The 16166-nt window shown below is 39.6% G+C and carries 13 protein-coding genes; 2 read left to right on the forward strand and 11 right to left on the reverse strand.

The genetic code is table 11. The features are described from left to right. Positions 1-204 precede the first annotated feature (204 nt). Positions 205-444, reverse strand: coding sequence for a hypothetical protein (locus FPZ44_RS09585; protein WP_144989623.1), 240 nt, complete (start codon positions 442-444; stop codon positions 205-207). A 193-nt stretch (positions 445-637) separates the two neighbouring features. Then, on the reverse strand, positions 638-1351 hold the full coding sequence (locus tag FPZ44_RS09590) for an alpha/beta hydrolase (protein WP_144989624.1): 714 nt from the start codon (positions 1349-1351) through the stop codon (positions 638-640). A 586-nt stretch (positions 1352-1937) separates the two neighbouring features. Here FPZ44_RS09590 and FPZ44_RS09595 point away from each other — a divergent pair. After that, entirely contained in the window at positions 1938-2597 is a 660-nt protein-coding gene (locus FPZ44_RS09595) for a cysteine hydrolase family protein (RefSeq protein ID WP_144989626.1), read from the forward strand. A 395-nt stretch (positions 2598-2992) separates the two neighbouring features. Beyond that, a complete protein-coding gene (locus FPZ44_RS09600; protein ID WP_144989628.1) occupies positions 2993-3271 on the forward strand; it encodes a hypothetical protein in 279 nt (92 codons plus the stop codon). A gap of 137 nt (positions 3272-3408) precedes the next feature. On the opposite strand, the gene FPZ44_RS09605 is transcribed toward FPZ44_RS09600, so the two are convergent. From FPZ44_RS09605 to FPZ44_RS09645, 9 genes are all read right to left on the reverse strand, one after another. Beyond that, positions 3409-5382, reverse strand: a complete 1974-nt coding sequence (locus FPZ44_RS09605; protein WP_144989630.1) for a S9 family peptidase — start codon at positions 5380-5382, stop codon at positions 3409-3411. Positions 5383-5663: 281 nt separating this feature from the next. Continuing rightward, positions 5664-6122, reverse strand: a complete 459-nt coding sequence (locus FPZ44_RS09610) for a cupin domain-containing protein (protein ID WP_144989632.1) — start codon at positions 6120-6122, stop codon at positions 5664-5666. Between the two features lie 505 nt (positions 6123-6627). Beyond that, positions 6628-7611, reverse strand: a complete 984-nt coding sequence (locus tag FPZ44_RS09615) for an alpha/beta fold hydrolase (protein ID WP_144989634.1) — start codon at positions 7609-7611, stop codon at positions 6628-6630. Positions 7612-7854: 243 nt separating this feature from the next. Beyond that, the gene (locus tag FPZ44_RS09620; RefSeq protein ID WP_144989636.1) at positions 7855-8562 is read right to left on the reverse strand and encodes a helix-turn-helix domain-containing protein; all 708 of its coding nucleotides are present in this window, start codon (positions 8560-8562) and stop codon (positions 7855-7857) included. A gap of 426 nt (positions 8563-8988) precedes the next feature. Then, positions 8989-9417: a hypothetical protein gene (locus FPZ44_RS09625; protein WP_144989638.1), complete on the reverse strand. Its 429-nt coding sequence runs from the start codon at positions 9415-9417 to the stop codon at positions 8989-8991. A gap of 672 nt (positions 9418-10089) precedes the next feature. Beyond that, on the reverse strand, positions 10090-12366 hold the full coding sequence (locus FPZ44_RS09630; protein ID WP_144989640.1) for a preprotein translocase subunit SecA: 2277 nt from the start codon (positions 12364-12366) through the stop codon (positions 10090-10092). A gap of 380 nt (positions 12367-12746) precedes the next feature. Next, positions 12747-13763 (reverse strand): aminoglycoside phosphotransferase family protein, encoded by a 1017-nt coding sequence (locus tag FPZ44_RS09635; protein WP_144989642.1) that lies wholly within the window; start codon positions 13761-13763, stop codon positions 12747-12749. Next, complete coding sequence (gene rsgA / locus FPZ44_RS09640) at positions 13760-14827, reverse strand: ribosome small subunit-dependent GTPase A (protein WP_144989644.1); 1068 nt, start codon at positions 14825-14827, stop codon at positions 13760-13762. Before rsgA ends, FPZ44_RS09635 begins: the two co-directional genes overlap by 4 nt. 443 nt (positions 14828-15270) lie before the next feature. Further along, on the reverse strand, positions 15271-16164 hold the full coding sequence (locus tag FPZ44_RS09645; protein ID WP_144989646.1) for a DMT family transporter: 894 nt from the start codon (positions 16162-16164) through the stop codon (positions 15271-15273). Between the last annotated feature and the right edge of the window lie 2 nt (positions 16165-16166).

Below are 16166 nucleotides of genomic sequence, written 5' to 3' on the forward strand. Positions count from 1 at the left end.
AAGAAAAAACGGCCCTTTCGCAAAGGATGCGAACAGCGGCCGTTCTTTTGAATTGTTCCACGGAATTCAAGACAATTCTATTGAGCCTAAATATCCTCTAATTCCCCATTTAACGATCCAGCACAATCATAAGCGAATTTAAAAGGGCATGAGGCTAGTACAGTACCGGACTCATGCCCTAGAAGTCGCCTAATAACATAATGTCTAACTTCTTGGGGTCACTTTATTGTTCTGCTTTGCAACTTGCATACCGCCGATAATAAGCATGATAATCCCAATTATTGCGAGAATAATCCGAACTAATAATGGACTCAATGAAAACACAGTTTCACCTTGTAAGTGCAATCCGAACAATTTTTCATTCAGCCCCACAATCGCCAATAAGGGCTTAAGAAACAAACTCAGTGCTAATAATACTATCCCCCAAATCATTTTGCTATTCATTGACTCAAAGCCTCTTTTCCAATGGACTAAAAATGTGATAAAACGTAGATATCTCCTCCGAAATAAACAATAAAAAAGACAAACTTTTTAGGTATAAAAGTTTGTCTTTCACGATAAGTGTCACATTATGTAAATTAACAGGCAAATAATGAATTCGTCAACTATTTTAGCAGTTAAATAGTAACGAGGTAATTTATTTTTGTCTTTTTAACCAGTCGAGCATGACTTTTATTGTTTCATCTTGTTGAGCTTTTGGAGTAATTAAACTAGCATTGTCCCCCTTTTGCTCACCATACATACCAAAATTAGCATGGTTCCCTCCTTTTATCATGTGCGTGGTTGTATTCTTTGACATTAACTTTTCTCTATTTTTTATTTCTTCTACAGTGACTAAGCCATCTACTTCACCATAAATTGATAACATTGGAATCGATTTTGTAGAGAAGTCATCTGCTGGATAAGAAGCTAAGAAAATAATACCGTCTACCTTATTTTCATGGTGAAACGCATACCTAGAAATCATGGATCCACCGAGTGAATGCCCAACAACATACCATTTTTGAATTTCAGGATATTTTTCAATTATACTGTCTGCTGCATTCGTTCCAAGTACCGCCAAGTTTAATGGTAATTTAGGCATGACAACAAAATATCCATTGTTCTTAAGTTCTTTCCCCAAATAACTATATGATTCTACTTCTACCTTTGCTCCTTGATAAAAAATAACCCCTATTTTAGCATCCTTCTGTCCAAACACTAAATTACCGTCATCTTTATTATGTTCTACTAATGATAAAGCCTCCTCGGTTGGTTTATAAGTAAACTGGGACCAAACGATAAAAATAATAACTCCCACAATTAATATACTTAGTACAGAGTACGTAGAAACTTTCATCCATTTTTTCAACCTATATTACCTCCGCTATATGTATGTGCTAGTATGAGTTCCAAGTGCATGGAGTTAACTTCTCTCTAGTTAACAGTTTAAACCGAAACTGCCGCCGGAGAAAGTAATGAAAGGATAATAATCTACATTTTCACTTATAAATGAAACTGATAAGAATGTTTAGCGTTGTAAATGTCATCTTCGATGACAAACCTTTCTCTAACTCAAATTGCTCAATGTATATGCACGAGCTGGCTGTATTCCGTTCCTCTCACGGTGTAACTACAAATAAGGGCGAATCTGCGGACTTTACCGGTTTCCGCAAGTCACCTGCGTTAACATACTCCCTTGTATCCCAAGCATTGTTATTGTAATGAATACATATTATTGACAATCATTGTAGAAATGTTACAATCAAGGCGGAAAAATTACACAATTCAGTTTGCTCAAGGAGATGATGTCACGCCCAATAAATCAACCATTAGAACTGAAGGAAGGGTTTTCTTGTCCGTTTTGGCAAGTACATTTCGATTTAAATGGTACGGGCAGTTATTTGAAACCAGTACTGTAACGAAAACTTCATGTGCAAATATAAGGAGGAACTCAAATGTCCATTCAACAACATCCTTCCCACGTAACGATCCATGAAAAAGAAGCTCTTGTTTTAATTGAATACCAGAATGAATGGCTCTCAAAAGACGGGAAAATTCATCATTTGATTGAAGATCATCAACAATTTGCTGATTCGATTGAAAGTTCGAAAAAATTACTAGAGGCAGCAAGGAAAACCGATATTCAAATTATTCACTGCGGTCTGTTCTTTGAGGAAAACCATATTGAATTAGGCAATACAACGTATGGTTTACGCGCTGCCATTGCCACATTTAAAACATTCATTAAAGGTTCACCAGGAAGCCAATTCGGAGAAGCATTCACTCCTGAATCCGGAGAATTTGTTGTGTCGGGCAGAACCGGGGCCAGTGGATTTGCGGGATCAAATTTAGATAGTTTCCTTCGAAATCAGGGAATTAAAAAAATTTACATCGCAGGTTATGCGCTTCACGTTTGCGTAGAATCTACGCTTAGACACGGACATGACCTTGGTTATGAAGTAACGGTTGTCGAAGACGCGACATCCGCTTTTACACAAGAACAAAGAAAGCATGTCCTAGAACACGTAGTTCATCATTTCGGAAAATCAATTACCGTCGATCAATTCATCGAGAAGTATATTCCTTGCAGCTATCATCCTACTCCACAATCATGATGATTTTTGTCATTTCGTTTCTAACTCTTCAGGATAAAATGCAGTGAACATTGTTCCTGGATTTTTGGTACCCGCTTCGACCCTGTCCTATAGTTATCCAAATCCATTTATGACTTGCAATAAGTCACTTGGACTGTATTCTATCCCGCTCCGCCTCTTCAGCTTACTAAAGTTTGCATTTGCAATAATCTTAAAAATATCGTTGGTTAATGAAAAATAAGCCATTTACTTGAAAACAGAAGTTTGATAATAAAAATCAAAAAATAATTCTTGGCGAAAAGTCAGCTGCTATTCCACTAATATCTGAAGACATTGATGTAGGATACTCCTCTGTCGTCACAAAGGACAAACAATACACTGTTCATGACGGTAAGGATTATGGATCAGGTGTACTTATGAAAGAAATTAATGTAGAGAAAGAGGTTACGTCCAAACCCGTAGGTAAACACCAGACATTAGAACTTTCTGTGCTCGCTATATCGGTTTCTAAAGAGATTTCTGTTAAAGTTTTTAACGGTGAGGTGTTGCTGAAAGAAGTGTTCTTGTCTCCAAGTAGTAGTGGTCAAACGGTTATACTAGATATTAAAGGTGCTAAGGAACTTAAGGTGACTGCGAAATTAGTTGATTTAGTTGGTGTTAAAGATACAATCTTCCTTGCAGGTACATATAAATAATACAAGCATTTAGACAGTAGTCTGGAACAGTTAATTTATTGGAATAGAGTCAGCCTGTTGTTTTTCACCAGCTGACTCTGTCCTTGTTAACTCAACTGCCCGTTAGCTTAATGAAATGGCTGTTAAATAATAATTAATCATAAATCCCTAAAATCTTTCATACTTTCTCCAAGAATATAGTGTGAAAACCACATCAAATTCTGCTTCATAAGAGCCACACTAACTTCTGGTTGGTCAGAACTATGTCCCATTTCTTTAAATATAATTAATTCCGTATCCACTTCCATATCCCTTAATCCTTGAAATAGCTCATATGCATTTGGAGTTCGAACTCTTGCATCCTTTTCGCCATGTTGGATTAAGGTTGGAGTGCAGGCAGATTTAATATATGTCATTGGTGATGTTTTCGTATATATCTCTGGATCATTCCATGGATTATTTCCTAGATACATCCTAATAAAGTAAGGTATATCTGTATTTGCATAATGGGTACTCCAATTCGTAATTCCGCCTCCAACTGAAATAGCTTTAAATCTATTGCTAAACGTAGAACAGAAAGCTGATATAAATCCCCCGTTGCTCCAACCCATAACCCCTACTCTATCTTTATCTGCAATCCCTTTGTCAACTAGTTTATCCACTCCAGATATAACATCATCGTAGTCAGCAATTCCTAGTTTTCTATAGTTTGCTTTTAAAAATTCATCACCATAACCCGAACTTCCCCTGTAGTTTGGTTCTAAAACGATAAAGCCTTTTTCAATAAACGGTTCTATAGGATATTTCTCATTAAAACAGTCTGAAAATATGGGGAATGACGCCCAAGCTGGACCACCATGGATAACCACTAATAAGGGATATTTTTTAGTTGCATCAAACTCTTCTGGGGTTGATAACACTCCCTCTATTTCAAGACCATCACTACTTTTCCAGGAGATAATTTGGCGGTTACTTTTAAGCTTTCCTGTAAAGAAGCTATTTTCATTCGTTATTTTTGTATCGCCTAAATAAATTTCAAAGGTTTCATTTGTTGTAGCCTTATTATAGGATATATAATTCCCATCCCTTGTGATAGAAGCATCCATGATAAAGCAATCTACTTTTTCGCTTAACATTTCCACAGCACCATCCTCAGATAGCAACCCAATAACATAGTTCGTTTTATTCTGCCATCTAATTAAAATTCCTTTCGCTGTCCAGCGTAATGGAGTAATCGTACTATCAACATCTGTTAAGGGCTGAATTCGCTCGCCATTATTAATATCATATACCTCTACTGTACTGTCTTGTATGTGTGTCTTATAGTAATCTTTCTCTCTTATGCTTGCGGAGTAACATATTTTATTTCCTTCAGGAGAAAAGTAAACGCTCCCTCTAAACAACTTATCGATATTCATTTTTTCTAGCTTTCCAGCTATAATATCTAGTATGTATATATCTTTATTAATATTATCTCCCATGTTCGGGCTTGGTGAAGCCATTAATACAACCTTTTCCCCATCATTTGAAATATCAAATTCATGGATATGAAAATCCTTCCCATCAGTTAGTTGATAAACAGCACTATTTTCGTGTTCATATTTATCATTCTGTATCTCTTTTTCTATTTCAATGTAATATAAACTATTATTCCGGTATTCCTTACCTACATGATGGAAATCTCCATATGGCTGCTTACATTTTGTTATCCCCTCAGATTCTTTTGACTGTGCAACATAATAAAAACCCTTACCAGTAGGCTCCCATTTGAATGTACTGACCCCTTCTTTTTCATCAGTAATTTGAACTCCACTATAACCATCTATTGACTTAACAAAGATCTGATTTTTCTTATTATCCCTGTCACCAACTGGACTAAGATACGCGATATACCTGGAATCTGGAGACCATACTGGGTATGTGCTATCTATATTCCTAGTTGTTAATGGGTAGCTCTGCCCATTATCTTTTTCATATATCCATACATGATTCCTATATTTATTGTCTTTCCAGTTAGCTGTCTTCTTCACAAATGCTACGTTTTTGCCATCATCACTTATGTTTGTACCTGATAAGGTTGGTAATGAAATAATCTCTTCTATACTTAGATATGTTTTTTCATTCATTTTCATTAATAAACCCCCTCGTGATGTATAGAAGAATATATTTATTTCAAGATATTGTCAATGAAAATCAAATTAAATATTATATAGTATTTTGTACTATGTCTGTAAGTAGTATTAGACTATATGGTTGCTCATCTTTGGAATCGCTATAAAACAAAAAAAGCCGCAGCTATGCGACTTTTAAGTAAATATGTTTTTTAGCAGACACCTTCGTATAATCCTTTATTTATAAAAGAACCATAGTCAAGAATCAATTGTTTGCATTTGCTCTAATAGAAATTAGAATGTTATGCTTGTTCTGCCCAGTTAGCAGGATATGTTACATAGATAAATCGTGCATATTCTGGTACAGAAAATTGAATGTTACTTCCTTTAGGAATCAGGATCACTTCTCCTGGACCAGCAGACACCTTTGTACCATCAATGATAACATCCAGATGTCCCTCAATCACATAGTCAATTTCATCATAGTTAAGTGTCCAGTCAAAGGTTGTTTCTTTCATCTCCATGATACCGCAGCCAAGTCTTGGACTTTCTTTTAGAGAAAAAAGATCTTTACAATAGACGATATCATTAGGGTTGCCTGTATCGAGACGATCCTCTTCTGTAACTTTCATATTTGGCACTTTAACAGAAGTAATTCCTCCAGGGCCTCTATGAACGTTCTGTTCAATAGCATCAGCCCCTACTTTCTCCATGATCATTGTACGAACCATTTCTTCAATCATTTTTTTATCGATATTCATAAGTACTCTCCTCTGCTTCTAAGGTGCAGTTTTTTGGAACCATTTTATTTGCAATGAGCATAGCAACCGTTACAGCGGTGATACACTTTTGAACATTGATTCAATTCTCGTCTAATAGGACAAGTTGTGTTGTTAATGTTCTCATATCTATTCCTACACGTAACAATACTTCTCCTGAAAATAAACAAAAAGAGACCTAAAGTTATACCGCTTCCTATCAAGTAGGAACGTTATAACCTTAAAGCCTCTTTGCTTTAGTAAGACTACGCCTTTGTAGTCATCTATTATATTTCAAACGTGAATGAAACTGTTATTCTACTCGCTGTAGATTCAAATTGCATACTCCCTTTTAGTTTATCCTCTACATAGTTATTTACAATAGAGAAACCTAAACTTTTTGTGAACATTTTTCAACGTTGAATCTATTGCGATCATCTATATGCAATAAGTCTTTTGAAATGTACCTCGTCCCGCTCCACCAATGTATCTCAAACAGATGATATGATTATTTTATTTTACCCGTAAAATCTCTTATTTTTTCAGAGATTTCTTTTGGATGAGAACGATATAAATAATGTCCCGCTTCCAATAAGACCATTTCTCCATGTACAGACTTCTCTATTTGCTTCTCATGTTCGGGAATCCATCGGTCCGTCACAGGGTGATCCGCTTGGACAAAGAAAAGGACAGGTAAATTTGAAGGAAAAGTTAACTGTTCTGCTGCTTTAAAGTTGGAATACATGCTCACTGCCTCATTTAGCTGAGTTGTATTATACATGTTTTTGTATCTCAAAATGTTCAATCGTTCTTTCGTTTGTTCATCATAGGGCAGTCCATCATAAGGGTCAGCACCTAGTTTCAATTGTAAACGGGCGAAACCCAAATTGCGGAACCATTTAATCGGTTCTATCTCTGACGAATCAATCTTCTGTTCACTCAGTGAGGGAACACTACTATCCAGCCCGATAAATGCTTTCACTTCGTTTGGGTATTGGTTCACATAATCCAGACTATAGATCCCTGAAATAGAATGACCCATGAGAATATAACGATCTACATGGAGGTGTTGTAACACTTCATGAATTTCGCTTACGATGTTTGCTGTGCTGCGCTCTTTCTGGGTTTGATCACTCAAACCGTAACCAAAAGGTTCAATCACGATGACTTTATAATAAGGGATTAACTCTGATATAAGTGGCTTAAAATCAAGTGCAGGTGCAGCTGTTCCATAACCAGGAAGAATCACAACGGTTTCTTCACCTTGACCTTGAATGAAAACATTCATTCGTTTTCTATTTACAGATACATGTTGACCGTATTGTTCCATTCTATTTTGTTCTATATGGCTGCTGATTTTATTTACGGTATATACGATGGCGATAAAAAGTAGGATAGCTATAACTACTGCGACGAGTACTCTAAGCAAAATATGTAGAATTCTCTTTGTTTTTGTACTATTCCTTACTTCCTTTCCTGCTGGTTCTGTCAAACTCTTCAGCTCCTCTTGTTATCTATACAATAGCCCGCAGTCCACTAATGCAAGTCTAGTAAACCAAGATGTCTTCTCAATGAATGCAATATGAACGGAGCATGAACAAAGTTTTTCGGCATTGGTACAGGAACTTGTCCTTGACTCGGATAAGAATTTGTACCGATACAACAAAAAAGCCGCTTTAATAGCGACTTTCACTGGGACCATGTTCTTGTCCGATATATACTTTTAATTTCAATCTTATGTACATCCACCACAATCTCGGTGATACTTAATGAGCTCATTTCCGTTGATCCCAAGATATTCATATGCTTTATCAACCATGACTTGATCTTTATCGTATAGTTGGCATGAAGAGATCCCACTTGCTTCTGTTACATAATTTAATTGATGAACCATGTATTCACTATTACAAAGTACAACTGCTTTATTACTATAGTTTAAAACATCTTGTTGGAACTTTACTGCATGCTCTGCAACCTCTGGAGAATAAACAGCAGGCATTCCGTCACTAGTCGTCATAAATCTATGATCTACAAAAATACTAAGTTCCCCTTTTTGAAACTCAGAACAAACGGAAAGAATCGCTGAAGCTACATGTTCTACATCTTCATATCCACTAAATAGACCTTTCACTTGAAAAGAAAGTACACGGGTTTCGGTGTCGAGATGATACTTGAATCTTTGGTTAAACGGGGGATTAAACTCATCCTTTTGATAAGCAGTGTCAATGGAGAATCTTTCATTTGAGAATAAGTACATTACAGGAACATTCAAAGCAATTGCAATCTTTTCAATATTAACTAAACTAATATTTCGATGACCACTCTCAACAGAACTAATGTAACCCCTATCTAACTCTGCACGATAAGCTAATACTTCTTGTGAAATACCTGCACGTGCACGAAGTTCTTTAATGCGCCTCCCAAAATCCTTTTTAATGTCCAAAGAAAATACACTCCTTAGTTGGAAGCTATAATCAATTCATCTTATAAGAGTACTTTCGTGAATGATATGCTTTTAACTAAACATATGCATATGTACAAGAAGAGAAATAATTATATACATGTGACTTATAGTGAACAGACATTCTGATTAAGGGGTGATAAAATTTAAGTGGAAATTGTATGTTTGAAGGTACATTTTATTAAAATTTATTTAACGGTATCTTAGGAAGACTTGTAGGAACTGATAATATAGAGAATACCATTGAACAATTATCTTAAAAAGCTTCAAATTAAATTCACTATGAAATGGCTTCTGATAAGTTCAGAAGCCATCTTTAATAGGTATTAATATTTCCTCAATTATTACTATAAGGAAAGCCGTAGAAAGATAGTTTGACCCATTCTTCTACGGCTTTATTAATATTATTTAGATTGCACGCACTGTAACTCTGTATCCAAGATTACCTGTTCCATTACTGGAAACTATTTTTACATAGTATGTTCCATCTGAAGTTGGGTTGAATGTGGATAGAACTTGGCCATTGTGAGTTGTTGCTGTTGCAACTTGATTCCAATTACTGTCGTATATCTTAATAGTTAGTGAAATCCAATCAGTATTATTATCATCGCCTAGCCAGTATCTAATTGTGCTACCTTGGCTCTTCTGATAATTGAATGAGAGATTTGCCTCTCCATTGGCACCTAAATACCAGTTAGATTCTAACAATATTGCTTGTGTTTCTACATCACTTGCAGCAGATACAGATTGCTGTGGTGCAGCTTGTACAGCTTGTGTTGCAGGAAGTACCCCTAGTAATGTAGCCAAAGTTGACAAAACCACTAATTTCTTTTTCATATACCCATCTCCCTAAATAGTAGAATAGATGCGACATGTGTTAGTTCGTCTGAGATAATAATAACATGATTGGGAAATTATCTCAATACGTGATACCGATATCTTTTATTTTATTTTTTAACTTTTTTGGGATATGTTTTACAAACGGGAATATACACCCTATTTATCTCTTCTTTCACAGTACCAGTCATTGAATCCTTTTCTCAAAAATCCTTACTACCTGCACCTATAGCTAAAAAATCGAAAGAGATTTACGAGGCTAACCGGTATGTAGTACTTAAGCTTTATCGGAATTATTGGTGGCACTCCCCAGCAGCTCGAGTCTGCGTATAGATAACCCATTATTTTTAAGATATAGTCGTAAAGCTCGTCTATGGACAATTCCTTGTGCAATTCGCCAAGCTGGCTCGTATCGTTGGATATAGGCGAGACTTCTTCTTTTTTGATCAGCCATAGCGGAGATGAAGAGCCCTATACAAACAGAAACATATATATTTTGAAATTCCTTCTATTCGCGATCCACTATCAAAAAAAGAACACGCTGAATGTGGCGTGTTCTTTTTTTTGATAGTGGCGGAATTGCCCCTCTGTCTTCGTTGCTAATCTCACAGACTGTTTCCTTCATTTCTGAGCGATCTCCTAATAGTAGGAATCTACTCATACTCTTCTCGATTAAAATTTCGACCATCTGAATACCGGACTCAACATCTTGCGAATCCAAAAAGCAAATATGGGCACCGCGGTCCATGAGCTGCGCTTATTCTGGATGTATTGATCATTGATAATATAAGTCCGAGTGGACGCAGGGCTCTTCAGCCCGAACTCTTCCCACTTTGCCGGATCATTCGAACCTCTGAGCCTCGCAAGCATATTCGCTGACTCTCTATTTATTTTAGACGGAATTTGCTCGTAGGCTTGGGTGATTTGCACATGAAATTCGTCGATCGGATTGCGGCTGGCAAGGCTCTCCAAGTGGATGCCTTCGCGAATGTAAGAGACGTATGCAAGATGATCAGCCCAGAACTCGTCCATATAAAAAAGCCGTACCCGCTGCTCCGAAGGGCTCATCGGCTTCTCGCCTTTCAAAATTCCGAGCCGCTCCTCGTATAGAATTCGCCTCTGATCCTCCACCATATCTGAATAACAGTTCAGTTCCTGCCGGATATGGAAGTTTTGGCCCATAATAACACGCTGAATATGCGCAATTTGGCTGCGGAGCACCGGTTCTTCGAGAGCCTCATCCTGCCTAGGAGCGCGAATCACTTTATGGATGCCGAACCGAAGCAACAACTCGTCCTCCAAACTCACGAAAAATACGGAAGCTCCCGGATCACCTTGGCGGCCGGAACGCCCGCGCAGTTGGTCGTCGATCCGCACGCTTTCGTTCACATGTGTACCAATCACGTACAACCCGCCCAGCTTGGCGACAACCTCAGCTTGTGTGGGGTTGCCGCCGCCGAGCCGAATGTCTACGCCGCGTCCTGCCATATTCGTAGACACCGTCACGGCGCCGATTTCTCCCGCTTTGGCGATGATTTCGGCTTCTTTTTCGTCGTTTTTTGCATTTAGAACATGGCAAGGTACATTGGTAACTGTTAGCGCCGCCGCCAGCATGTCAGACTCCTCGACACTTGACGTACCAATAAGAATAGGACGTCCCGTCGCATGGATGGACGAGATTTCTTGTACAAGCGCCTTAAGTTTGGCTTCTTTATGGGTATAAATCCGATGCGGATGGTCGATTCGTATGTTTGAACGGTTCGGCGGGATTTGCACGACCTGCAGCGCATAGATTTCTTCAAATTCCATTGCGGAAGCGTGCGCGGTAGCCGTCATTCCGCAAATCTTCGGATACAGGCTAAGGAAGTGCTGTAGGGTGATCATCCCGAGAATTTTCCCTTCGGCTTTCGACTGCAGCCCTTCTTTGGCCGAGAGCGCAGCTTGCAGCCTGTCCGGCAAATACCGGTTCTCCGCCACGCGGCCCGTATATTCTTCGATCAGCTCGATTTGCCCGTCCCGGACGATGTAATCGACGTCTCTTTTTAATAACGATTCCACATGCAGCGCACAATTTAATGACGTTAATAAATGAGTATTATGGCTATCGTATAAATTGCCGCATCCCAGCAGCGACTCCGCTTTCGCTGATCCTGCTTCATTCAAATAAACATTCCGCTGGAAATCGTCGAAGTCGTAATGCTCATCTTGCTTGAGCAGCCGAGCCACTTCTGCGAAACGAGTACCGTCGTTGCTGGAAGAGCCCGATTCGCCGGTGATGACTAGCGGCACCCGCGCTTCATCGAGCAGCAGTGAATCCGCTTCGTCGACAATGACGTAGTGGAAAGGACGATGCACAGTATCGTCTTCGATGAGTGCGATCGTGTCGCGCAAATAATCGAAACCCGCCTCTTTGGCCGTAACATAGGTTATATCTGCGGCGTACGCTTCCCGTTTCTCGGACAGGCTCATGCCCGCTTGAACCGAGTTTACTGTTAATCCGAGGAAACGATAGATCGGGCCCATCCACTCTGCATCTCGATTTGCCAAATAGTCGTTAAAAGTCAGCACATGAACGCCTTCGCCGGACAGCGCATTTAGATAAGCAGGCATAACAGCAGAGAGTGTTTTTCCTTCACCGGTATGCTGCTCGATCAAAGATCTCTCGTGCAGAGCGATGGCAGCCATGATCTGGACATCGTAAGGCTGTAATCCAAGCTTTCTCTTCGCTGTCTCGCAGACTAAGGCATAGGCATCGACAAGCAGCTCGTCCAAAGGCGTACCTGATCTTGCTTCCTTTTTCAACCGGACAGATTCCGCCTGCAGCTGCTTGTCGTCCCATGCTTCCAAATTCCGTTTCCTGATGAGCTCCGTTTTGTCTCGATAGCCTTTCAGCCTATGCCGGGTAACACGTTCTTTGAATTCTCGCAACAACTTGACGGCTACATTCATCGAAATTTGATCCCTCCTCGGTAGAAAATCGCGATTCTAAAGTGGACGCTTTTGGTAAACTTCCCCTAGCAATTCTTTAACCATCGTTGATGCGGCTCCTCTGGTCAGTGTTAATATAGGATATATATTACAATTATAATGTCCGGATACTTTTTTGTCTGTTTCTATTGAAAAATAGAATAAAATGTTTACTCTAAGCCACATCAGTATATATTTTGACCATAGAATAGATATGAACAATGCAAAAAGCCGCCCAAATAGCGACTTTTTGTAGAAAGTAAATAAAGTTGTAGACTGGAGCTGTTGATGTAGCGCGATTTTCTAATTGGTTAATCGGATCGTCAGAATTTGAGAAATAAGAATTTGCTTTTGTTATTTATCTATATATTTCTCATCTCATGGATTTTTTGCAAGGTATTAAGGTGCATTGACTTATCTTCGGGCGACTCAGCGAATTTATACCACTCCACAAGCCTGTATCCGAACATAGCAAGGATTAGTTCATAGATACAATGATCAGAGATTTGTGACACATCCGCATATTCCGAAAAACCCCTGTAATACGCCGGAATGCATTTTTGGTAGTATTCAATCATATGACAGACGTCCGCTTCATCGGTTATTAAACTCGCGATATCCTCGCCCATGTACCCCCATCCGGCGGTATCCCAATCGATAAGTACGATTTTACCGTCCGAATAGAATAGGTTTGCCACCCAAAAATCTCTGTGGCAAAGCACTATTGGTAGCTTTTCAATGCGACTGAATATTTCGTCCACATTGTTATCTAAGTCTATGAGCATGTTACACAGGTGCTTCGGGATTTCGCAGTCATCGGCGCGTATATAATCATATAAAACATTCCATGACCGATACCGCAGATAGTAGTTTTTCATATAATCAACCTTGCTTAAATTAGACAGATTCTGCAATGCGTTTGGTCGTTCCGTGTACAGTTTGCCTTGAAATCGCCCCAGTTCCTCGGCCGCACGTTCATACATTTCCAAGGTCAGATTTAATCCTGACACACCATCAATATATTCCATCCACAGTTGAATCTCATCGTCATTTATTTCAGCGTGATAACACTCAGGCCAACGGAACGAATCGGAGAAAACCTTTTTGAAATTCGATGTATAGAGGTCGTATTCCCTTCGCCATGAATCCGGATCGCCATAACGCTCAAATTTTTTCTGTGTTTTCCAAACCACCTTATACGGCAGATTGTCACCATCGGAAGTTTCAGCTATGCCTGTTATAAGCTGAACATCTCCTATTGTCCCGCCTTGCAACTCTTTGAGTTGATAATCTACGCGAATTATCATCTTGTTGAGCATTTTACTCAAAACATGCGTCAGAATTTCGGGCTTTGCAAACCTCTCATCATGATTATTCATTTCTTGTACCCTCCGTTTCTACTCTTATGTTGCATGGCGATCGACTTTTGCTGCGCCTGCTTATCTATGAGATATCTCGTTTTATCATCCACAAACTTGTTTTCCCGCTTCTGCACAAGGTAACGCTCCCAATGCTCTGGCGCCAATGATCCATCGGTAAGGGCTGCAAGAACTGCGCAGCCCGGCTCCGTCTGATGGCGGCAGTCATTGAAGCGACACTGTGTGAATAATTGTTCCACATCGTTAAATCCCGCGCTGATCCCGTCGTCCGCACCGAACAGACCAAGTTCACGCATACCCGGCGTATCAATAACCATCGCGCCAGAAGGGAGCATGAAAAGCTGGCGGTGAGTTGTTGTATGCCTGCCTCGGCTGTCATCCTCGCGAATAGCCTTAACAGTCATCACTTCCTGATTCATCAAGGCATTTAGCAGCGAGGATTTACCCACGCCGGACATGCCGAGGAATACCACCGTTTTTCCTGGTTGCAAATATTCACTCAACCCGTCTAACCCAAGCCCTGTGTGACTGGAAACTACGTGTACCGGCACATCAGGAACGGTTTTCCGAACCTCAGCTAACGGTGTGCTGAAATCCGGGGCCAAGTCAGCTTTTGTTAAGATTATGATAGGCTGGCCGCCGCTCTGACGTGTCTGTGTCAGGTAGCGCATGATGCGGCTGACCTTGAAATCCCAGTTTAGAGACGACACGATAAATACGTAATCAAAATTCGTTGCTACGACTTGCTCCAGTATGGTTTTGGCATACGCTGCTGCGTGTCCCGAATAGTCAGCACGGGAAAATTTCGAGCGGCGAGGCAGCAATTTGGCAATGCGCGAAGTTCCGTTTTCGTTGTATTGCAGCAATACAAAATCGCCAACGCACGGAAACTCCTCCCGAGTCTCCACAGTATGGTAGAACGCGCCCTTCAATACAGCCGTCACTTCTCCTTGTTCGGTGATGACGGTATATTGATTTCGCTGAAGTTCCGTAATCCTTCCAGCTATGAAACCTATCGGCGTTGCTTCGGCTTCGATATAGCCGTATTGTTTCAAATCAATCATTGAATCGATCCTCTCCTACAAAATTACAGTCGTTTTTGGGCATAAAAATACCGCGAACAAGCAGCCTCCTAAGAAGCTGCTGTTTCGCGGCGAAAAAGCCAAAAAGTCGGCTTACAATCAAAAAGGGATACGACCATCATCGTATCCCGCTAACAGCAGTATTCACGAAAGGTTACTGTTTACGGCACAGCAAAAAAACACGGGTGATATCCCCATTTTTTCTCATTCCAAGCTATAATCAAAGATTTGGAATGTACTATGCCCGATATTCAGTTAAGTTAAAACCACCAATACCATATAAGTAGTCATTAAAACATCCCCTTTCGCAGGAAAAAAGTAGTAAATAAATTTACATCTTTAGTTAACCATAGCCCTATGTGAGAAATCAATAGAAATATTGTAAAGAACAGAGAAGTTACTGGAACTGTGCGGAATAATAGGTATTACCTGACCAATGAAGTATTTATCTTTGTTCCGCGATAATTAACCAAATAAATACTTACACCTACGAGTAACAGCCCTATGACAAGGCGGTAAGTTATCGGTTCATCTAAAAACACCGTACTGATGAATACGGCGATGATCGGTACAAGAAACGTAAATGTACCTACTTTGCTTGCCTCTCCCGCATTTATAAGTTTGTAGTAAATGATATATGCCAGTGGAATGCCAAAAGTGGAACCGTATCCGAGTCCAAAAAGGTACTTACCGTTCCATTCAATAGCTGACCAGTTTTCAATAATGGATCCCATACCTATTAGAATAACCCCACCAATAATAAACTGCAGAGACACCATCCAGAAAGCATCTACTTCTTTGCTTACTTTCTTCACATAAACCACACCAAATGCCCAACTCAATGCCATAAGCAATCCTAAGACAACACCAATGATCGATACATGAACGGTTAATCCGTCCACACTGATAAATACAATGCCAAGAAATCCGATAATCAAGCCTATGATTTTAAACGGCGACATTGCCTCTCCAAGCCAAATCCAAGCAAACAATCCAAGTAGAACGGGCTGAAAATAGACAAGCACTGACAACAGTCCTCCTGGCAAATAATTGAGCGCTACTGTCTGTAACCCAAAGAAGAGAATCGTATTCAAGCATGCTGAAATACAATATTTCGCCCAATTTTCACGCCATTTGATCTTGTTCCTCATTTTATATAGGAGAGCTGCAAGTATAAGGCCCCCAATCAATGTACGCATACCTGCAAATAATAACGGGGGCGTATAAGGTACAGCCATTTTATAGATCGGCCAACTTCCACCCCAAATAAAAACTAATAATAGTAATGTACACGTCGATTTTGTAAAGACCTTCCCCAACT

It is taken from the genome of Paenibacillus agilis (genome assembly GCF_007786455.1).
Lineage (GTDB): Bacteria > Bacillota > Bacilli > Paenibacillales > Paenibacillaceae > Paenibacillus_B > Paenibacillus_B agilis.